1 protein-coding gene (running past both ends of the window) is annotated in these 23,423 nt (G+C 70.5%); it reads right to left on the bottom strand.

This entire window lies inside a single protein-coding gene on the bottom strand: locus HUW62_RS00090, encoding a non-ribosomal peptide synthetase (protein ID WP_176433180.1). The 45,840-nt coding sequence extends 18,392 nt beyond the window's left edge and 4,025 nt beyond its right edge, so the window shows coding positions 4,026–27,448 — codons 1,342 (partial) to 9,150 (partial); the first complete codon in reading order (the gene reads right to left) occupies window positions 23,420–23,422. Both codon boundaries (start and stop) fall beyond the window edges.

Genomic DNA, 23,423 nt, shown 5'->3' on the forward strand with positions numbered 1-23,423 from the left:
GTGTTCCGGACAGGTGCGCCGCGTAGAGGGCGCCCAGCTCGCGCACGAGCACCCCCGTGGACCAGCCGTCGGAGACGATGTGATGCATCGTCGACAGCAGCACATGCTCCCGTTCCTCCACGCGCAGCAACGCGACGCGGAAGAGCGGGCCCGTGGTGAGGTCGAAGGGCCGCAGGGCCTCTTCGCGGGCACGGCGGTGCACCTCGGCCTCGCGCTCGGAGGCGGGCAGGGTGCTCAGGTCCACCACCGGCAACCTCACGGGCGCGGCCGGGTGGATGTGCTGTACGGCCTCTCCGTCGCGTGAGGCGAAGGTGGTGCGCAGCGCCTCGTGGCGCTCCACCACGTCGGAGATGGAGCGCTCCATCGCCTCCACGTCCAGGTCGCCGACGAGCCGGAGCGCGGAGGGCATGTTGTACAGGGGGCTGCCCGGCTCCAACTGGTCGATGAACCACAGGCGCTGCTGCGCGAAGGACAGCGGCAGCGCCTCCGTGCGCGGCACGGGCACGAGCGGGGGCAGGCCCAGGCCCCGTCGCTCCAGGCGCAGGGCATCCACCTGCCCGGCGAGTGTGGAGAGCGTCGGAGACTCGAACAGCTCACGCAGGGCCAGCTCCAGGTCGAACGTCGCCCGAATGCGGGAGACGACCTGGGTGGCGAGGAGCGAGTGTCCGCCCAGCTCGAAGAAGTCGTCATCGCGCCCCACGCGCGGGACGCCCAGCACGTCGGAGAAGATGCCGGCCAGCGCCACCTCGGTGGCACCCACGGGCACCGCGAAGGCGTCGCCGCCCGAGCCCTCCAGCTCCGGCGCCGGCAGGGCCCTGCGGTCCACCTTGCCGTTCGGCGTCAGCGGCAGGGACTCCAGGCACACCAGGGCCGAGGGCACCATGTACTCGGGCAGCTTCTGGCGCAGGAAGTCCTTCAGCCCCGCCACGTCGACGTCGGGCGCCACGACATAGGCGACGAGGCGCTTGTCGCCCGGCGCGTCCTCTCGCACCACGACGATGGCCTCGCTCACGCCGCCGTGCAGACGCAGGACGCTCTCCACCTCGCCCGGTTCGATTCGGAAGCCGCGCACCTTGACCTGGAAGTCCGTGCGGCCGAGGAACTCCAACGTGCCGTCGTCCGTCCAGCGCACCTTGTCGCCCGTGCGGTAGAGGCGCTCTCCCGCCTTGAACGGGTGGGGCACGAAGCGCTCGGCCGTGAGGTCTGGACGGCCCAGGTAACCCCAGGCCAGACCATCGCCCCCGGTGAACAACTCACCCGGCGCACCGGGGAGCACCGGCTCGAACCACTCATCCAGCACGTAGACGCGAGTGTTGGAGATGGGACGGCCAATGGGCACGGAAGCGCCGACGACGTCGCCCGACTCCAGGCGGTGGCACGCCGTGAAGGTCGTGTTCTCCGTGGGGCCGTAGCCGTTGACGAGCACCGCGCCGGGAGCCACGCGCGAAAGGTGCTCGCGCACGCGCCGCACGGGCAGCACATCGCCTCCCGCCAGCACCTGTCTCACGGAGGCCAGGGCCTCGGGCTGGTGGAGCGCCATCTGTTCGAAGAGGGCCGCCGTCAGCCACAGGGTGGTGATGCGGTGACGCACCAGCACCGCGCCAAGCTCTTCGAGAGTGGGCGTGTGAGGCGGAAAGAGGACCAGGCGGGCCCCATGCAGCAGCGCGCCCCAGACCTCCAGCGTGGAGGCGTCGAAGGAGCTGGGGGCGAGTTGGAGGAAGACCTCCTCGGGCCCGAAGTGGATGAAGTCGCCGCTCATCACCAGCCGGGTGATGCCGCGGTGGGGAATGGCGACGCCCTTGGGCTGTCCCGTGGAGCCCGAGGTGAACATGACGTACGCGAGGCTGTCCGCGTCAGCGCAAGGCGCGAGTGGCGTCACGGGCTGGAGGGCCACCTGCTCCCACTCGGAGTCGAGGCAGACGAGGAGCGGGACATAGGCGGGCAGCTCATCGGCGAGCCGCTCCTGCGTCACGAGGACGGAGGCCCCCGTCCCCGCGAGCATGGCGTTCAGGCGCTCCGCCGGATAGGCGGGGTCGAGCGGAACGAAGGCCGCGCCCGCCTTGAGGATGCCCAAGAGGCCCACGGGCAACTCCAGGCTCCGCTCCAGGCACAGGGCCACGCGCGTCCCCGGCGTGACGCCCAGGGTGCGCAGATGATGCGCGAGCTGGTTGGAGCGCTCGTCGAGCTCTCGGTACGTGAGCGTGCCCACCGTGGACTCGACGGCGATGGCGTCCGGTGTGCGCGCCGCCTGCGCGGTGAAGAGCTGGTGCACTCCGGCTTCGCGCGGGTAGTCGCGGTCCGTCTGGTTCCACTCCACCAGCACGCGCTCGCGCTCCTCCTGAGTGACGAGGGAGAGCGAGGACAGGAGGGCCTGGGGCCGGGCCAGCATGGACTCCACGGCCGTGGCCCAGAGGCGCAGCACGCGCTCCAGCACGGAGGTCTCGAAGCGCTGCTTGTCGTAGACGAGGCGCAGCTCCATCCGGGTGCCGGGCAGGGCGATGGCCACGAAGGGCATGTCCGACTGCTCGGTGCTGGCGAGGTCGCGGACCTGGAAGTCGCTGCCACCGGAGTAGACGGCGTCGTCGACGGGGTAGTTCTCGAAGACGTACAGGCTCTCGAACAGGGGCTGGCCGCGAGGCACGTCGCTCCAGCCCTGGATGCGTGCCAGCGAGGCGTGCTCGTGCTGATTCAGCGCCTGCATCTGCGCGTGGTGCGAGGCGAGCCACGCCACCACCGGCAGGTCGGGCTCCAGTCGGGTGCGCAGGGGCAGCGTGTTGATGAACAGGCCCACCATGTGCTCGATGCCGCTCACTTCGGCGGCGCGGCCCGAGACGGTGGTGCCGAAGACGACCTCGCGCTCACCGGAGTAGCGGGCGAGCACCAGGGACCAGGCGCCCTGCAGCACGGTGTTGGCCGTGAGCAGGTGCTGGCGCGCATACGCATTCAGGGCATGGGTCGTCTCCGCGCTCAGGAAGAACGAGCGCTCGCCCTGTGCATACGGCGCGTCCTGCGTGTCGGGGAGCCGGGCGCCGGGGAGCGGCGTCGGCGCGGTGAAGCCCTGGAGGGCCTCGCGCCAATAGACCTCGCTGCGCGCGGTGGGGTCTTCGCGCAGCCAGGAGATGAAGTCCCGGTACGCGGGAGCGGCCGCCAGCGCGGGACGCTCGCCCTTCGACGCTGCGTCGTAGGAGGCGAACAGCTCCTTGAAGACGAGTCCGAGGCTCCAGCCATCCATCAACAGGTGATGCGAGGACCAGAGGACGCGGTGCAACCCATCGTCCAGCTTCACCACCGTCAGGCGCATCAGCGGCGACTGACGCAGGTCGAAGCCACGGACGCGGTCCGAGGCCATGAGGGCGTCGAAGCGGGCCCTCTGCTCATCCGGTGTCAGGCCGCGCCAGTCGAGCTCCTCCCAGGGCAGCGCGACGCGAGGACTCACCACCTGGAGGGGCTCATCCAGCCCTTCCCAGACGAACGCGGTGCGCAGGGGCGCATGGCGCTCCACCACCGTCTCCCAGGCGCGGCGGAAGAGCCCCAGGTCGATGCGCGCGCCGAACGTCCAGCCGAACTGCGTGACGTACACGCCCGAGCCCGGCCCCATCAGAGAGTGGAACAGCATGCCCTGCTGGAGGGCGGACAGCGGGTAGACATCCTCCACGGGCATGCCCGGTGGCAGCACCCTGTCCTGCGTGGCCTGCGTCAGGCGAGCCAGCGGGAAGTCGGCGGGCGTGTATCGCAGGGCATCGGGCGTCGCCCGGCCGGAGATGAGCAGGCGCAGCGCGTCCCCGAAGGCTTCAACGAGCGCGCGCGCGGTGGCCTCGTCGTGGAGGTTGCGGCTGTAGGTGAGGGAGAGGCGGAGTTGTCCTCCCTGGACGACGGCCGACACGTCGAGCAGATGCGCGCGCGGCGCACGCGGGCTGATGGACGGGCCCTGGGACTCCGGAGCGAACGTGAACAGCGAGGCGTCGCTGGAGGTGGAGTCCACCTGGCCCAGGTAGTTGAGGGACACCTCGGGGACGGGCAGCGCACTCAGGCGTTCACGGGTGTCGTCTTCGCGCAGGTGGCGCAGCAGGCCGTGTCCCAGGCCGTTGGCGGGCAGGGTGCGCAGCGCGTCGCGCGTGGCACGCACGGTGTCACCGGGGCTGTCTCCGGCGCCCACCTGGAGCAGCACCGGGTACAGGGACGTGAACCAGCCCACGGTGCGTGACAGGTCCACGTCGGTGAAGAGGTCCTCACGGCCGTGGCCTTCGGCCTCGACGAGGAAGCGCGACTGTCCCGTGCGAGCGGCCAGGGCGCGGCCCAGCGCGGCCAGCAGCACGTCCTGGAGCCGGGCGCGGTACGCCGCGGGCACCTCACGCAACAGCAGTCCCGTGTCCCCGGCATCCAGGCTCGCGGAGACGGTATGCGACGAGGCGACGGTGTTCGCCCCTTCCGCCCTGTCCCGGGGCAGCGGAACGACGCGGGCGCGGGCCTCGTCGAGCCAGAAGGAGCGCTCGGCGTCGAGCGCTTCGGAGCGGGCATGTTTGTGCAGGCGCTCGGCCCACGCCTTGAAGGACGTCGTCTTCGCCGGGAGAGAGAGCGCTTCGCCACGCCGGGCCTGCCGGCAGAGGGTCTCCAGGTCCTCGACGAGGATGCGCCAGGAGACGGCGTCGACGACGAGGTGGTGCGCCACCAGCAACAGGCGCGCGGACTCACCCGGGCCGAAGTCGAAGTGGACGGCGCGCAGGAGCGGCGCCGAGCCCAGGTCGAAGGAGGTCTGCGCCTCGGTGGCGATGGCCTCCACTCTCGCGGCCCGCGCATCTTCAGACAGTGAGGACACGTCCTCGCGGCGCAGTGAAGGCGCGTGCTCCAGGTCCGTGTTGTGCTGGCTCCACCGGCCGTCCTCCTGCACGAAGCGGATGCGCAGGGCGTCGTGGTGCTTCACCAACTCGCGCAGGGCGGCTTCGACAACCGAGGGCTCCACCGCCTCGCGCAGCCGCAGCATCAGCGCCTGGTTGTAGTGGTGCGGCTCGGGGTTCGCGTCTTCGAGGAAGGCGCGCTGGATGGGCGTGAGAAGCACCGGGCCGACGACGGGCGTCTGCTCGGCGGTGACGGCCTGCAGCCGGGAGACCTCGGGAGCCAGGGTGGCGATGGTCTGCGATTGGAAGAGCTGCCGGGGCGCGAAGTGCAGCCCGGCGCGGCGGGCGCGCGCGACGAGCTGAAGGGTGATGATGGAGTCGCCGCCGAGCTGGAAGAAGTTGTCGTGGATGCCGACGCGCGGGACGCGCAGCACCTGGGCCCATACCGTGGAGAGGGCCTCCTCCACCTCGTTGCGAGGCGCGACGTAGGAGTCGGTGCTCACCGAGTCCGGCGAAGGCAGCGCGGCGCGGTCGACCTTGCCGTTGGAGGACAGCGGCAGCGTCTCCAACGTGACGATGGCCGAGGGCACCATGTACGCCGGGAGCCGCTCACCCAGGTGAGTCCGCAGCGCGCCGATATCCGGAAGCGAAGCACCGGTGTGCGGCGCGACGTAGGCCACGAGCCGTGCGCCCGAGGGGCCGTCTTCGCGCACCACCACGACAACGTCACCGACGGAGGCATGCGTCCGCAGCGCGGACTCAATCTCTCCCAGTTCGATGCGGTAGCCACGGACCTTCACCTGGAAGTCGGCGCGGCCCAGGTACTCCAGCCGCCCATCGACGCCCCAGCGGACGCGGTCGCCCGTCCGGTACAGCCGCGCTCCGGGCCGAGTGCTGAAGGCGTCGGGGATGAAGCGCTCCGCGGTCAACTCGGGTCGCCGCCAGTAGCCTCGTGCCACTCCCGCGCCGCCGATGAACAGCTCGCCCACGACACCCACCGGCACCGGGCGCAGGTGCGCATCCAGGACGTACAGACGGGTGTTGGCGATGGGCCGGCCGATGGAGATGGGGCCGCTCGCCGCATCTCCAGGGGCCACCGTGTGGATGCTGCAACCCACCACCGTCTCGGTGGGGCCGTACTCGTTGATGAGCAGCGTGTCTGGAGCATGCTGGCGCCAGAAGGCGACGCCCTCGGCCGTCAGGGCTTCGCCACCGATGACGAACGCACGCGTGCGACCGGCGGCCTCGCCCGGCGTGAGCTGGGACGCGAGCAGGTGCAGGTGCGTGGGCGTCAGCTTCACGAGGCTGAAGTCGTTGCCCTCGCGCAGGGCCTCACCCAGCCCCTCCACGCCCGCCTCCTCGGGCACGAGCACCACGGGCCTCCCCGCGACGAGCGGAGCGATGAGGCTGGTGACGGTCAGGTCGAAGGAGAGCGGCGAGTGGACCGGGGAGCCGGAGCCCTCCGCGATGCGGTACGTGCGCAGGGCCCAGGTGAGGTAGTTCACGACGCCGCGGTGCTCCACCATGACGCCCTTGGGGAGACCGGTGCTGCCGGAGGTATAGATGAGGTAGGCGAGGTCATCGGCGGTGGCCAGGGGTGCCGGCGCCGTCGTGGGCTCCTTCTCCACCGTGACGTCCCAGTCCTCGTCGACGCGGAGGACATTGAGCGCGCTCGCGGGCAGCGCATCCGCGAGCACCGACTCGGTGAGGACGATGGCGACGTGGGTGTCGTCCAGGAGGAAGGCGATGCGTGAGTCGGGCAGAGCCGGGTCGAGAGGCAGATAGGCGGCACCCGCCTTGAGCGTGGCCCAGAGGGAGACGACCATCTCGGGCGAGCGGCGGAAGTACAGGCCCACTCGGGACCCTCGTCCCACACCCAGTCCCCGCAGGGCGTGCGCGAGCTGGTTGGCCCGGGCGTCCAGCTCACGGAAGGTGAGCCGTGCGTCGCCCATGGAGATGGCAACGGCGTCCGGAGTGCGAGCGACGGCTTCCTCGAAGAGGGCGTGGACGGTGGTGTGCGCCGGGAAGTCCGCGTGCGTGTCGTTCCACTCCATCAGGACGCGGCGCTCTTCGGCCTCGTCCATGAGCGGCAGGGACGCGACGGGTGCATCCGGCTGGTCCACCACGGCGCGGAGCAACGTGAGGAAGTGGGACGCCAGCCGCGAGATGGTGGAGGCGTCGAACAGCGCCGTGGAGAACTGGAGCGCGCCCTGGAAGCCCGACGGCGTCTCGACGAGGGAGAGGTCCAGGTCGAACTTGGCGGCGGCGTTGCCGAAGTCGACGGGGAGGATGCGCAGGCCGGGCAGCTCCAGGTCCCCCATGGGGATGTTGAGGAGGGAGAAGAAGACCTGGAAGAGGGGCGAGAAGCCGAGGCTGCGCTCGGGCTGGAGCTCCTCGACGAGCTTCTCGAAGGGGACGTCCTGGTGCTCGTAGGCCTCCAGCGTGGAGGCGCGCACCTGGGCGAGCAGCTCGCGGAAGGAGGCTCGCGGGTGGATGCGCGCGCGCAGCACGAGCGTGTTGACGAAGAAGCCGATGAGGGGCTCGGTCTCCGCGTGGTTGCGGCCGGCGATGGGCGAGCCGACGGTGAGGTCGTCCTGCCCGGAGTAGCGCGAGAGCAGGAGCTGGAACGCCGCCAGCAACGTCATGAAGGGCGTGGCGCCTTCGCGCTGGGAGAGCGCCTTCACGGCCTCGGAGAGTCGCGAGCCGAGCGAGAGCGGATGGGACGCGGCCTCACGCGATTGGATTGCGGGGCGGGGCCTGTCGGTGGGCAGCTCCAGCAGGGCCGGAGCCCCGTGGAGGTGTTGCTTCCAGTAGTCCAGCTCCGCGCCGAGCACCTCGTCGCGCAGCCAGCCGCGTTGCCATGCGGCGAAGTCGGCGTACTGCACACGCAGCGGCGGCAGCGTCGCCGGTACACCCGACAGATGCGCCGCGTAGAGCGCACCCAGCTCCCGCACCAGGACGCCGGTGGACCAGCCATCCGAGACGATGTGGTGGACCGTGAAGAGCAGCAGGTGCGCGTGCTCCTCCAGGTGGACGAGGGAGAGGCGGAAGAGAGAGTCCGAGGTCAGGTCGAACGGACGAGCGGACTCCTCCAGGGCCAGGGTCCGCTCCTCGATTGAACGGGAGGCCGGGTCGAGGTGGCGCAGGTCGATGCGAGGAATGGTGACGGGAGCCGCCGCGCGGACTCGCTGGAGGGGTTGCCCATCGGCGGAGGGCGTGAAGGTGGTGCGCAGCACCTCGTGTCGGGCGACGACCTCGGAGACGGCGCGCTCGAGGGCCGCGACGTCCAAGGCGCCTTCGAGGCGCAGGGCGATGGGGATGTTGTAGAGGGCGCTCCCCGGTTCGAGCTGGTCGATGACCCACAGGCGCTGCTGAGCGAAGGACAGCGGCAGTGCCTCGGTGCGAGCCACGGGGACGAGAGGAGGCGTCGCCGACGTGCTCCCACGAGCGCTCGCGTTGATGCGCGCGGCCAGGGACGAGACGGTGGGAGCCTCGAAGAGGGCGCGGAGCGGCAGCTCGACCTGGAAGGCCGCGCGGATGCGTGAGGCGAGCTGGGTGGCGAGGAGCGAGTGTCCGCCGAGCGCGAAGAACGAATCCTCGGCGCCGACGCGCTCCAGGCGCAGCAGCTCCGCCATGAGGGAGGCCAGCGTGCGCTCGGTGTCGGTGCGAGGCGCGACGTAGATCTCGGTGAGAACCGCGTCGAGGGCCGGCAGGGCGCTCCGGTCGAGCTTGCCGTTGGCCGTGAGGGGCAGGGCCTCCAGCGGCACGAGGACAGCGGGCACCATGTACTCGGGCAGCCGCGCCAGGAGGAAGGTGCGCAGGGCCGCGACGTCCAATGTCGCGCTGGCCACGACGTAGCCCACGAGGTGCTGGTGGCCCGGTGAGTCCTCGCGAACCAGCGCGACGGCTTCACGAATATCGGTATGGGCCAGGAGCGCGGCCTCGACTTCACCCAGTTCGATGCGCTGGCCCCGCAGCTTCACCTGGAAGTCGAGGCGGCCGAGGTACTCCAGGGTGCCGTCCGCGAGCCAGCGCACCTTGTCTCCGGTGCGGTAGAGGCGGCCACCCGGCTCGACGCTGAACGGGTCCGGGATGAAGCGCTCGGCGGTGAGGTGCGGGCGGTGGAGGTAGCCGAGCGCGAGCTGGGCACCCGCGAGGAACAGCTCTCCTGGGACACCCGTGGGCACGGGCTGGAGGAGCGCGTCGAGGACGTAGGCCCGGGTGTTGGAGACGGGCCGGCCAATGGGAATGGCCGCGCGAGACTCCGACGGTGAGGCGTAGGCGAACGTGGAGTCGATGGTGACTTCGGTGGGGCCGTAGAGGTTGAAGAGGTGGGTCCTGGGGAGCCTGGCGCGGAGGCGGCGCGAGAGGTCGGAAGGCAGGGCTTCGCCGCCGCAGAAGAGGAAGCGGAGGTGGGAAGCCGTCGCGAGCGCGTCCTCTTCGAGGAGGAAGCGCAGCAGGGAGGGGACGAGTTGGAGGACGGAGACGCGGTGCCGCAGGACGCTGGCGAGGAGCGAGGCCGGGTCGCGATGAGCGTCGACGGACGCTAGGACCAGGGGATTTCCCGTGAGGAGCGGCGCCCAGATTTCCCAGACGGAGGCGTCGAAGCTGAGCGGCGTCTTGAGGAGGACCCTGTCGCCGGGCAGGAGCGGGAAGGCGGAGAGGAACCAGGCCATGTGATTGGCGAGGGCCTGGTGCGAGATGAGCGTGGCCTTGGGCTGGCCGGAGGAGCCGGAGGTGTAGATGAGGTACGCGGGGCTGGAGGGCGCCACGGCCACTTCGGTGACGTAGCTGCTCACGCCTTCATCCGCCTGCGCGCCCCACTGAGGGTCGAGGCAGATGACCGTGGGGCCCGCGGGCAAGGCGTCCTGGAGGTGGGGCTGGGTGAGGAGCACCGGGGGCGCGGCGTCCTGGAGCATGAAGGCCAGTCGCTCACGGGGATAGGCCGGGTCGAGAGGGAGCCACGCGGCGCCCGCCTTGAGGATGGCGAGCAGGGCGATGGGCAGCTCGAGGGAGCGCTCCATGAAGACCGCGACAAGGGAGCCCGGACGGACCCCGGCTTGGAGGAGCCGGGCGGCGAGACGGCTGGCGCGGACCTCGAGCTGGGAGAAGGAGAGTGCACCATCGTCCGAGATGAGGGCGGTGGCGTGCGGAGTGATTTCAGCCCAGGTGGAGACCTGACGATGGACGGGGCTGTCGAGCGGGAAGTCGATTGCGGTGTCGTTCCACTCGACGAGGAGGCGGTGTCGCTCGGCGGCGTCCATGAGCGGCAGGGAGGAGACAGGCACCTCCGGCTGCGCCACGGCGGCGTGGAGCAGGGTGAGGAAGTGCGTCGCCAGCCGCGCGACGGTGTCCGCGTCGAAGAGGGCGGTGGAGAACTGGAGCGCACCCTCGAAGCCCGTGGGGGATTCGGAGAGGGTGAGGTCGAGGTCGAACTTGGCGAGCAGCCCCGTCGGCGCGAGCGGGCGCAGGCTCAGTCCGGGAAGCTCCAATTCGCCGGTGGGCGCGTTGAGCAGCGAGAAGGTGGCCTGGAAGAGCGGAGAGAAGCCGAGGCTGCGCTGGGGCTGCAGCTCCTCCACGAGCTTCTCGAAGGGGACGTCCTGGTGCTCGAACGCGCCGAGGGTGGAGTGCTTCACCTGGGTGAGCAACTCGGAGAACGTCACGCGCGGGGCGACCCGGGCGCGCAGCACCAGGGTGTTGACGAAGAATCCGATGAGGTCTTCGGTCTCGGCGCGGTTGCGTCCCGCGATGGGCGAGCCGACGACGACATCGTCCTGACCGGAGTACCGGGCGAGCAGGAGCTGGAACGCCGCCAGCAGCGTCATGAACGGCGTGGCGCCGTGGCGCAGGGAGAGCGCCTTGACGGCCTCGGACAGCTCGGCTCCGAGGGAGACAGGGTGGAGCGCCGCCTCGCGTGAGGGCAACAAGGTCCGGGGCCTGTCGAGGGGCAGCTCCAGCAGGGCGGGAGCGCCAGTCAGCGCGTCACGCCACCACGCGAGTTGCTCCTCCAGGGCCGCGTCTCGCAACCAGCCGCGCTGCCACACGGCGAAGTCCGCGTACTGCACGGCCAGCTCCGCCAGTGGAGACGGACGGCCCTCGCGGAAGGCCGCGTACAGGGCCACCAGCTCGCGCACCAGCACGCTCATGGACCAGGCGTCGGCGACGCCGTGATGCAACGTGACGAGCAGCACGTGAGAAGTCGTGGCCCGACGCAACAACGTGGCCCGCAGCAACGGACCGCGTGCGAGGTCGAACGGGCGCAGGGCCTCCTCCGACGACAACCTCCGCGTCTCCAGGGCCTGCTCCTCGGGAGCGAGCGACTCCAGCGCCACCAGGGGCAGTGGGAACGGCGCGGCCGGGTGGATGCGCTGCACGGCCTGGCCATCCAAGGAGCCGAAGGTGGTGCGCAGGGACTCATGGCGCCGCCGCAGCTCGGTGAAGGCGTGCTCCAGCGCGGGCACATCCAGTGGCCCCTCCAGCTCCAGGGCCGTGGGGATGTTGTAGAGCGAGCTGCCGGGCTCCAACTGGTCGATGAACCACAGCCGCTGCTGCGCGAAGGACAGCGGCAGGTCTCCCGTGCGTGCCGCGCGAGTCAGCGCGGGGGCCTTCGTGGTGCTCGCGCCTTCCTGGGCCAGTGCCTCCAACCGCAGGGCGAGCCGCGCCACGGTGGGCGCCTCGAAGAGCTCACGCAGGGGCAGCTCGACGCCGAAGGCGACCTGCACGCGCGAGAGGGCCTGGGTGGCCAGGAGCGAGTGGCCACCCAGCTCGAAGAAGTCGTCGTGCACGCCGACGCGCTCGACGTGCAGCAGCTCCTGCCACAGCGTGGCGAGCCGCGACTCAGTCTCACCGCGAGGCGCGACGTACTCCCGGGCTTCTGCCTCGCCTGTGCCTTCGGGCGGAGGCAGTGCCTTGCGGTCCACCTTCCCGTGGGCCGTGAGCGGCAGCGCGGGCAGGACGGCGATGGCGGAGGGCACCATGTGCTCGGGCAGCCGCTCCTTGAGGGCGGCGCGCAACGAAGCTGGATCGACCGACTCGTCCTCCTCGGCGACGACATAAGCCACCAGCCGGGTGAGGCCGGGGACATCCTCGCGCACGACGGCGGCGGCCTCGCGAACGGAGGGGAGCCGCGAGAGGACGGACTCGACCTCGCCCAGCTCGATGCGGAAGCCGCGCAGCTTCACCTGCGAGTCGATGCGGCCCAGGTATTCGAGCGTTCCATCGGCTCGCCACCGCGCCCGGTCTCCGGTGCGGTAGAGCCGCGCCCCGGCCACACCGGAGAGGGCATCCGGGATGAAGCGCTCCGCGGTGAGCGCCGACTGCCCCAGGTAGCCTCGCGCCAGGCCGACGCCTCCCACGCACAGCTCGCCGGGCACGCCGACGGGCTGTGGACGCAGTGATGTGTCCAGCACGTACACCTGGAGGTTGGCCCAGGGGCGACCGATGGTGAGGAGCTGTCCGGCCGTCAGCGGCTCGGTGATGGAGGCGCAGACGGTGGTCTCGGTGGGGCCGTACGCGTTGAGGAAGCGCACGTGCGGGGCCCAGCGGCGCACCAGCTCCGGCGTGCATGCCTCACCAGCGGAGACGAGCGTCTCCAACGCGGGGAAGTCCTCGGGCGACAGCTGCGCGAGGACCGAGGGCGTGAGCGTCACCGCGGTGATGGACTCGTCGCGGGCCAGCGCACGCAGGGGTGCTCCGGGGAGGAGTCGCTCACGCGGCGCCATCACCAGGGTGGCACCCGAGAGCAGCGCGCCGAAGAACTCCCAGACCGACGCGTCGAAGCCGGCGGAGAAGAACTGGAGGACGCGGCTTCCAGTGCCGAGCCCCATGGCACGGCCTGTCTGGAGCGCCGTGTTGCACAGGCCCCGGTGCTGCAAGAGGGTGCCCTTGGGGCGGCCGGTGCTGCCGGAGGTGTAGATGATGTACGCGAGGTTGTCGGCGGTGGTGGCCGGCTCCGGTGCATGGGTGGGCCGCGCGGAGATGAGGTCCGCCTCCGCGTCGAGCAGGACGAGCTGCTCGCTCCCCGCCGGGAGGTCGTCGGAGATGGCCTCGGTGGTGACGAGGACCGGCGCCGCGCAGTCGCGCAGCATGAAGGTGAGTCGCTCGACGGGATAGCTGGGGTCGAGCGGGACGTAGGCTCCGCCGGCCTTGAGGATGCCGAGGATGGCGACGGCGGTGTCGAGCGAGCGCTCCACGCAAAGGGCGACGGGCACGTCCTCCCTGACGCCGAGGCCGCGCAGGTGGTGCGCGAGCTGATTGGCGCGGGCGTCGAGCTGCGCGTAGGAGAGCTGCTGGCCTTCGAAGCGCACGGCGATGGCGTCCGGCGTGCGCGCGGCCTGCGCCTGGAAGAGCTGGTGCGCACCGGCGTCACGGGGGAAGTCGCGCGCGGTGGCGTTCCAGTCGACCAGGAGCTGGCGCTGCTCCACCTGGGCCATGAGGGGCAGGTCGGAGATGCGAATGCCGGGGCTCGCCGTGGCGGCCTCCAACACCACGCCAAGGTGGCGCACGAGTCCGTCGATGGTGGCCGGCTCGAAGAGGTCCGTGCGGTACTCGCACGTGCACTCCAGCCCGGCCTCCGTCTCGACGATGGCGAGGGTGAGGTCCAGGCGCGAGGTGCCGGACTCCGAGTACTCGGGGCGCAGCGTGAGGCCCGGCACCTCCAGCGCGGCGGCCGGCTGGTTCTGCAGCACCAGCTTCACCTGGAACAGCGGGGTATGGCCGAGGCTGCGCTCGGGGTTGAGGGCCTTGACCAGCTCCTCGAACGGCAGGTCCTGGTGCGCGTGGGCGCCCAGCGTGACGTCGCGCACCTGAGCCAGCAGCTCGCGGAACGTCATCCCTGGCGTGGTTCGCGCGCGCAAGGCGAGCTGGTTCACGAAGAAGCCGATGAGGCCCTCGGTCTCCACGCGGTTGCGGTTGGCGATATCCGTGCCGATGACGATGTCCTCCTGTCCCGAGTACCGGGAGAGGACGATGTCGAAGCCGGCCAGCAGCGCCATGAAGAGGGTGGTGCCCTCCCGGCGGGAGAGGGCCTGGAGCGCCACGGCCAGCGTGCGCGGAAGCGTGCGGGTGAGGGTGGCACCCTGGAAGCCCTGGATGGCGGGCCGAGGGAAATCCGTGGGGAGTTCGAGGAAGCGAGGCGCGCCCTGGAGGTGCTCGCGCCACCAGGAGAGCTGCGCTTCGAGCGCGTCGCCCTGGAGCCAGCCGCGCTGCCACGCCGCGTAGTCCGCGTACTGGATGGACAGCTCGGGCAGCGGAGACGCGTGGCCCGCGCGGAAGGCGGCATAGAGCGCGGCGGACTCACGCACCAGCACATCGACGGACCAGCCATCCGACACGATGTGATGCAGGGTGAGGAGCAGGACGTGCCGCGACTCGGACAGTCGCAGCAGCGATGCGCGCAGCAGTGGCCCGCGAGTGAGGTCGAACGGGCGCCGTGCCTCTTCGCGAGCAAGGCGCCGGGCTTCCGCCTCACCTGCCGCGGAGGTGAGCGCGGAGAGGTCCAAGAGGGGCAGCGGAACCGGGGCCGCTGGATGGATGACCTGGACGGGCCCCTCACGGAAGGTGGTGCGGAGCACTTCGTGTCGGCGCACCAGCTCGGTGAAGGCGTGCTCCAGCGCGGGGACGTCGAGTGTCCCCTCCAGCCGGAGGCCCACGGGCATGTTGTAGAACGGGCTGTCCGGCTCCAGCCTGTCGAGGAACCACAGGCGCTGCTGGGCGAAGGACAGGGGCAGCTCGCCCGAGCGAGAGACAGGCTGAAGCGGCGGCGGGGCGTGACGCTCCACCGCATGCGCGGAGGTGTCGACCCGACGCGCGAGCTGCGCGACGGTGGGCGCCTCGAAGAGGGTGCGCAGCGGGAGCGTGACGCCAAGCGCCTCACGGATGCGTGAGACGACCTGGGTGGCGAGCAGGGAGTGTCCACCCAGCTCGAAGAAGCTGTCGGTCGTACCGACGCGCTCCAGCCCGAGCACCTGGGCGAAGAGTCCGGCGAGGACCTCTTCCGTGGGAGTGCCCGGTGCGACGTAGGCGCCCGTGGACTCGGGCCGCTCGGGGATGGGGAGCGCCTTGCGGTCGAGCTTGCCGTTGGGAGACAGCGGCAATGCCGGCAGCGTCACGAAGGCCGAGGGCACCATGTACTCGGGCAGTCGCTCCGAGAGGGCGGTGCGCAGCGCCTGCGTGTCCGGCGCGGTGGACGCACCGACGACGTAGGCCACGAGGCGCTGGTCGCCGGGGGAGTCTTCGCGGACGAGAACGACGCAATCGCGGACGCCGGGTGCGGCGAGGAGCGCGGCTTCGATTTCGCCCAGCTCGATGCGGAAGCCGCGCAGCTTGACCTGGAAGTCGGCGCGGCCGAGGTACTCGAGAGAGCCGTCGGGCAGCCAGCGCGCGACGTCGCCGGTGCGGTAGAGGCGCGCGCCCGGAGTGGCGCTGAAGGGGTCCGGGATGAAGCGCTCGGCGGTGAGGTGGGGCTTGCGCCAGTAGCCGAGGCCCACCTGGACGCCGCCGATGAAGAGCTCGCCCGGGACACCGACGGGTGTGGGGAGACCGGAGCCGTCGAGGACGTGGAGTTGGGTGTTGGAGACGGGGCGGCCGATGGGGACGAAGTGACGGGAGTCGCCGCGAGCGCAGTGCCAGAAGGAGACGTCGACGGCGGCCTCGGTGGGGCCGTAGAGGTTGTGGACCTCGGCGGACGCCGGGAGGCGAGCGTGGGCGCGAGCCACCAGCTCCGCGGGGAGCGCCTCACCACTGCACACGACGCGACGCAGTCCGGAGAGCGTTTCGAGCCCCGGCTCCTCGAGGAAGGCGCGGAGCATGGAGGGGACGAAGTGGAGGGTGGAGACGCGCTGCTCGGAGATGAGGCGGACGAGGTAGGCGGGGTCCTGGTGTCCACCGGGCTTCGCGAGGACGAGGCGCGCGCCCGTCATGAGGGGCCAGAAGAACTCCCAGACAGAGACGTCGAAGGAGAACGGGGTCTTCTGGAGGACGGTGTCGGAAGGCGTCAGCGCGTACTGCTGCTGCATCCACAGCAGGCGGTTGACGACACCCGAGTGGGCATTCATGGCGCCCTTGGGGCGGCCGGTGGAGCCGGAGGTGAAGATGACGTAGGCGAGGGCGTCGGGACCGGCCAGCAGCTCGGGCGAGGAGGAGGGCTGGTGAGAGACAGCGTCCCAATCGGAGTCGAGGCACAGCACGCGAGCGGTGTGCTGAGGGAGCACGGCCTTCAAGCGCTCATGGGTGAGGAGCACGGGCGCGTCCGCGTCCTCCAGCATGCCGGCGAGGCGCTCGCGGGGATACGCCGGGTCCAAGGGAACGTAGGCGGCGCCGGACTTGAGGACCGCGAGCAGCGCGACGACGAGGTCGAACGAGCGCTCCAGGCAGACCCCGACGAGGACGCCGGGGCGAGCACCGAGGGAGCGCAGGTGGTGCGCGAGCTGGTTTGCGCGTGAGTCGAGCTGCGCGTAGGAGAGCGTCTCGTCCTCGAAGCGCAGGGCCTCCGCTTCGGGAGTACGGCGAGCCTGGGCCTCGATGAGCGAGTGCAGGCACACGTCGCGCGGAAGGTCGGCCGTGGTGTCGTTCCACGTCCGGAGCCGCGCGAGTTCATCTCCCGTCAGCATCCCAAGCCCATGCATGGGCCGGTCCGCATCCGAGGTGACGGTCTCCAGCAGCACCCGGTAGTGACGCGCGAGCCGCTCCGCCGTCCCCGCGTCGAACAAGTCCGTGTTGTAGGTCAGCGCCGCCGTCAGGACTCCATCGACCTCCTCGACGCCCAGGTCGAGGTCGAACTTCGCCGTCTCCGATTGGGGAGGCAGCAGCTCCATCTCCAGCCCCGGGAGCTTCAGTGGCTCGGTGGGGGTGTTCTGGAACGTGAGGGTGACCTGGAACAGCGGACTGCGGCTGAGGTCTCGCTGGGGCTGGAGCTCCTCGACGAGCTTCTCGAAGGGGACATCCTGGTGCTCGTACGCGGCCAGCGTGTGCTCACGGACCTGGGCGAGCAGCGCGCGGAACGACTGGCGGTCATCGATGGTCGACCGCAGCACGAGGGTGTTGACGAAGAAGCCGATGAGGCCCTCCACCTCCGAGCGGTGGCGGTTGGCGATCGGCATGCCGACGGAGATGTCGTCCTGTCGCGAGTAGCGTGAGAGCAGGAGCTGCCACGCCGCCAGCATCACCATGAAGGGAGTGGCGCCCGCGCGTTGTGCCAGCGTCTTCACCGCGTCGCTCGCCTCGCGCGGCAGAGCGAGAGGCAGCGTGGCGCCCCGGTACGTCTGCGCCGAGGGGCGAGGCCGGTCCGTCGGAAGCTCCAGCGCCTGGGAGGCACCCTCGAGCTGCTGTCGCCACCAGTCGAGCTCCTGCTTCAGCACCTCACCCCGGAGCCACTGTCGCTGCCACAGGGAGAAGTCCGCGTATTGCACGGGCAGCGGAGCCAGCGCGGAGGGCGGTCCTCCCGTCAGCTCGCGGTAGTACGCACCCAGCTCCCTCACCATGACGGCCGAGGACCAGCCGTCCGAGATGATGTGGTGCAGCGTCACGAGGAGCACATGCCGGCGAGGCGCCAGACGCACCAGCGAGGCGCGCACCAGCGGCCCCCGCGCGAGGTCGAAGGGGCGCTGGGCCTCCTCGCGTGCCATCCGACGCGCCTCGTCGTCGCGCGCATTGTCGGCCAGAGAGGACAGGTCCACGACCGGAAGCTCCAAGGAGAGCTCGGTGTGGATGTGCTGCGCGGGCTCACCGTCCCGCGCGATGAAGGTCGTCCGCAGCGCCTCGTGTCTGCGCACGAGCGCATGCAGCGCGGCGCGAAGGGCCTCCACGTCCAGGACGCCTTCGAGCTTCAGCGCGGTGGGGAGGTTGTAGGCGGCGCTGCCCGGCTCGAGCTGGTCGAGGAACCAGAGCCGCTGCTGAGCGAACGAGAGCGGAATGGCCCCGTCGCGCGCGCCCGGGCGCAGCATGAGCCGCACCGCCCCCGTGCCTTCGCCGCTTCTCGACTCAATCCGCCGGGAGAGCTGCTCAATGGTGGGCGACTCGAAGAGGTCGCGCAGCGGGAGTTCCACTCCCATCACGGAATGGATGCGCGAGACGAGCTGGGTGGCGAGCAGGGAGTGGCCGCCGAGCGCGAAGAAGCTGTCCGTCGCCCCCACGTGCTCCACGCCCAGCACCTGCGCGAATACCTGCGCGAGCTGCTCCTCGGTCCGTGAGCGCGGCGCGGTGTCGCGAGTCCCCGAGTCGCTCTGGGCCGGCACTGGGAGGACCTTGCGGTCAGCCCTGCCGTTGACGGAGCGAAGGACCTGTTCGCGCTCCTCTCCCGTCAGCAGGGCAATGGAAGCAAGGCGCGCATCCGGCGCAGCCATCAACGCCTGGAGCGCGACGCTCCAGTGGTGGAGGAGGCGCTCGGGAGTGGAGGACTCGAAGCGCGCGGCATCGAAGAGCAGGCGCAGCTCCAGCGAGTCCCCGGGGATGACGTACGCCTCCAGCGGCGTGTCCGTCTGGTCCACGATGGTGAAGTCGCGGATGCCCAGCGCATCCCCCGCGGAGTTCACCGCGGCGTCGACGGGGAAGTTCTCGACGATGAAGAGGGACTCGAAGAGGGGCGTGCCGCGCGGCACGTCGCTCCACCCGTGCAGTCGCACCAGGGACGAGTGCTCGAACTGGCGCAGCTCGAGCTGCTGGGTGTGGAGCTGCTGGAGCCAGGAGAGCGCGGTGGTGTCGTCGTCGACGTGGACGCGGACGGGCACCGTGTTGATGAAGAGCCCGATGGCGCGGTCGATGCCGGAGACGTCGGCGGAGCGCCCCGAGGTGGTGGCGCCGAAGACGATGTCGCTCTCACCGGTGTGACGCGAGAGCACCAGCGCCCACGCGGCCTGGACCAGTGCATTGAGGGTGAGGTGGTGCTGGCGGACGAAGGTCTGGAGGTCCGCGGTGGCCTTGGCGGGCAGGTGGAACTGGAGGCGCTGCCGCTGAAGCACCGCGTCGGGGTCATGGGGGAGGGCACCGGGCAGCGGCGTGGGCGCGGTGAAGCCACGCAGCGTCTTTCGCCAGTAGAGCTCCGCGGGCTCCATCGGCTGACGCTGGAGCCAGGAGATGTAGTCGCGGAAGACCGTCGCATCCCTCCGGACCCAGACCAGACCCGCGCGAACCTGCTCGTAGGTGGCGAAGAGGTCCTGGAAGAGGAGGCCCATGCTCCAGCCGTCCATCAACATGTGATGCGTCGTCCCGAGCGCGCGCCACGTCTGCTCATCGGTGCGGATGACCGTCAGCCGAAGCAGCGGCGGCGTGCGCAGGTCGAACCCGCGAGCGCGGTCCTCGGCGAGGAGGGCCTGGAAGCGGGACTGCTGCTCCACTTCCCCCACTCCACGCCAGTCGAGCTCCTCCCACGGAAGCGCCGCACCAGGGTGGACGAGTTGGAGGGGTTCCTGCGAGCCGCCCGTGAGGAAGGACGTGCGAAGCAGGGGCTGACGCTGGATGACGGCCTCCCAGGTGCGCCGGAACGCATCCAGGTCCAACGCGCCACCGAAGGTCCACGTCAACTGGGTGACGTAGACGCCAGAGCCCGGCGCCGCGAGGGTGTGGAAGAGCATGCCCTGCTGCAAGGGCGACAGCGGATAGAGGTCCTCCACCGGCGTGCCCGAGGCAACCAGTCGGTCCGAGATGGCCTGCTTCAACCGGCTCAGGACGACGTCCGCGGACTCATGGCCCTTCGTGTCCGTCGACGTGCGCTGGGTGAGCGCGAGCAGCGCGGAGTCCGACTGCTCGGCCCAGGCACCGCCCTCGAACTGCACGACCCGGGCGAGGGCCTCCAGCGTCGGGTGCTGGAAGAGCTGCTGGGTGGTGAGCTGGAGGCCCGCGTTGCGAGCGCGGGAGACAATCTGGATGGAGAGGATGGAGTCGCCGCCCAGCGCGAAGAAGTTGTCCTGGCGCGTGACACGCGGCGCTCGCAGCGCGTCGGACCAGATGGCGGCGAGGACCTTCTCCTGGGGCGTCTTCGGCGAGGAGTCGTCGGGGACCGCGGACTGCTGGCTCTGGCTCAGCGGCGAGGGGAGGGCCTTGCGGTCGACCTTGCCGTTGGGAGTGAGGGGGAGCGCGGGGAGGGAGACGAAGAGGGACGGCACCATGTGCTCGGGCAGGTGCCGTTGGACGAAGTCGCGCAGCGCGGAGGAGTCGAGCGAGTGGCCGGGCTGAGGGACGAGCCACGCGACGAGGCGCCCGTCACCGGAGGCATCGAGGTGGACACCCGCGACGGCCTGGAGGACGGAGGTGTGGCGTGAAAGCGCGGCCTCGACTTCTCCCAGTTCGATGCGGAAGCCACGCAACTTCACCTGGAAGTCGGCGCGGCCGAGGAAGTCGAGCGAGCCGTCAGGGCGCCAGCGAGCGAGGTCACCGGTGCGGTAGAGGCGAGCGCCGGGGACGCCGGAGAACGCATCGGGGAGGAAACGCTCGGCGGTGAGGTCGGGGCGGCCGAGGTAGCCGCGAACGACACCTTCGCCAGAGATGAAGAGCTCGCCGGGTGAGCCGATGGGGCAGGGCTGGCCCGAGGCGTCGAGGACGAAGAGCCGGTTGTTGGCGAGGGGCGTGCCGATGGAAAGCGTGGAGGCGTCTTCGTCGGAGGGAGAAGCGGAGTGGGCGGAGGACCAGACGGTGGTTTCCGTCGGGCCGTACATGTTGAGGAGAGAGGAGTGCGGGAGCGCGGCGCGAAGCTGAGAGGCGAGCGGGCCGGGGAGTGCCTCACCACCGACGAGAAGGTATCGGAGCGAGGAGAGGGCGGCGACCGAGTCCGCGGCGAGCACCCTGGCGCGCGCGAAGGAGGGCGTGCACTGGAGGTGGGAGACAGGATGGCGGCGGAGAACCTCGGGCAGCGTCAGCGCGGTGCCGAGGCGAGAGGCGGCGCGCTCGTCATGGAGGACGACGTGGAAGCCGCGGCAGAGCGTCCAGAGCAGCTCCAGGACGGAGATGTCGAAGGAGATGGAAGTGACGGCGAGCCAGGTGCCGGGAGAGGAACCCAGGCGGTCATCCATGGCGGCGAAGAAGTTGGCGGCGGTGCGGTGGGGCACCATCACGCCCTTGGGCCTGCCAGTGGAGCCCGACGTGTAGATGACGTACGCCAGATTCACCGCGTCCGCGCTGCCGGGAGCCCGTGCTTCCTCATCGCCCGTCTCATCGAGGAGGAGGACGTGCGCGTCCGAGGCAGGCAGTGAGTCGCGGAGGTGGCGCGAGGTGAGGATGAACGGAGCGCGAGAGTCCTGGAGCATCCAGGAGAGACGGTCCGAGGGGTAATCGGGGTCGAGGGGAAGGTAGGCGCCGCCCGCGTGGAGGATGGCGAGCATGGCGGCGACCATGTCGGCGGAGCGGTGGACGAAGAGACCGACGGGAGCGTCCGGACGGAGCCCGAGGGACTGGAGTCGGTGGGAGAGCCGAAGGACGCGCTGGCGGAGGTGACGATAGGAGACGGAGACGTCACCGAAGGACAGCGCGGTGGCGTCGGGGGTGCGCGCGGCCTGTGCCTCGAATTGAAGATGGAGGCAGGACGGGTCGAAGTCGCGTGAAGAGGCGTTGAAGGAGCGAAGGACCTGTTCGCGCTCCTCGCCCGTCAGCAGAGAGAGCGTCCCCAGGCGTGAGTCGGGACTGGAGATGAGGGCCTGGAGCGCGGCGCCCCAGTGGCGAAGGAGGCGCTCGGGAGTGGAGGGCTCGAAGCGCGCGGCATCGAAGAGCAGGCGCAGCTCCAGCGAATCCCCGGGGATGACGTACGCCTCCAGCGGGGTATCGGCCTGCTCACGCGCGCTGAAGTCGCGAATCCCCAGGTCGGCGCTGGCCGAGTTGATGGCGGCGTCGACGGGGAAGTTCTCGACGATGAAGAGCGACTCGAAGAGGGGCGTGCCACGCGGCACGTCGCTCCACCGCTGGAGATGGGGCAGCGGCGTGTGCTCGAACTGGCGCAGCTCCAGTTGCTGGGTGTGGAGCTGCTGGAGCCAGGAGAGCGCGGTGGTGTCGTCGTCGACGAAGATGCGAACGGGCAGGGTGTTGATGAAGAGCCCGATGGCGTTCTCGATGCCGGAGACCTCGGCGGAGCGACCCGAGGTGGTGGCGCCGAAGACGATGTCCTTCTCACCGGTGTGACGTGAGAGCACCAGGGTCCATGCGGCCTGGACCAGCGCATTGAGGGTGAGGTGGTGCTGGCGGACGAAGGCCTGGAGGTCCGCGGTGAGTTGAGCGGGCAGCCAGGCGTTCAGGTGCTGACGCCGGAGCACCGCATTCGGGCTTCGGGGCAGGGCGCCAGGCAGGGGCGTGGGCGCGGTGAAGCCGCGCAGCGTCTTTCGCCAGTAGAGCTCCGCGGGCTCCAACGACTGCCGCTGGAGCCAGGCGATGTAGTCGCGGAAGGAGGTCGCCCCACTGCCGGACGGGCGCCGACCGGAGCGAACCTGCTCGTAGGTGGTGAAGAGCTCCTGGAAGAGGAGCCCGAGGCTCCAGCCATCCACGATGAGGTGGTGCAGCGTCCAGAGGACTCGCCACGCGCGCTCCTCCGTGCGGATGACCGTCAGGCGCAGCAGCGGTGGCGTGCGCAGGTCGAAGCCACGAGCACGGTCCTCGGCGACGAGCGTCTCGAAGCGGCTTCGCTGCTCGGCTTCATCCACTCCGCGCCAGTCGTGCTCCTCCCAGGGGAGGGTGGCTTCCGGGTGGACCCACTGGAGCGGCTCGGCGGCGCCCTCGGCGACGAAGGACGTGCGCAGCAAGGGCTGACGCTGGATGACGGCTTCCCAGGTGCGACGGAAGGCGGTCATGTCCACGGCGCCGCCGAAGGTCCACGCCAACTGCGTGACGTAGACGCCGGTGCCCGGGGCCGTGAGGGTGTGGAAGAGCATGCCCTGCTGCAAGGGCGACAGCGGATAGAGGTCGTCCGCCAGCGTCCCCGTTGGCAGCACGTGGTCGAGCACCGACTGGGACAGCCGCGCCAGGGGGAAGTCGGTGGGCGTGAAGCGGCGGGCGTCGTCGGAGCCTCGCTCGTCGATGAGCCTCCTCAGCGTGTGCAGGCACCGCTCCGCCAGGGATTGAATGGTCTCTTCCCGGTGCGCGGCCTCGCTGTACGTCCACACCAGGGTCAGCCGGCCCTCGAAGACGTAGCCGTTGATCTCCAAGAGGTGGGAGAGCGCCGCATCGGGAGCGCGCAGGGCGCCCAGGGGCTCGCGCGTCGCGGTGAAGGGATTCAGCACCGAGCCGTCACCACCGGACTGGTGGAACTGGCCCAGGTAGTTGAAGAGCACCTGCGCACGAGGCAGTGCGCGCAAATCCCTCGCATGCTCCTCGTCCACCAGGTGGCGCAGCAGGCCGTAGCCCAGGCCCTTGCGAGGAAGGCGCCGCAGCGAGTCCCTCACCGCGCGCAGCCGGTCACCCAGGCTGGTGGTGCCCGAGACATCCAGCGTCACGGGATACAGGGTGGTGAGCCAGCCCACGGTGCGAGACAGGTCCACGTCGTCGGAGAACGGCTCGCGACCGTGGCCCTCCAGTTCCACGCGCAGGCGAGGCTGGCCCATCCAGTGCGTGAGGCTGTCGGTCACCGCCGTCAACAGCACGTCGTTGATGTGCGCCCGCCAGGCAGACGGAGTCTCC

Origin of the sequence: Myxococcus sp. AM011 (genome assembly GCF_013372595.1) — a bacterium.
Lineage (GTDB): Bacteria > Myxococcota > Myxococcia > Myxococcales > Myxococcaceae > Myxococcus > Myxococcus eversor.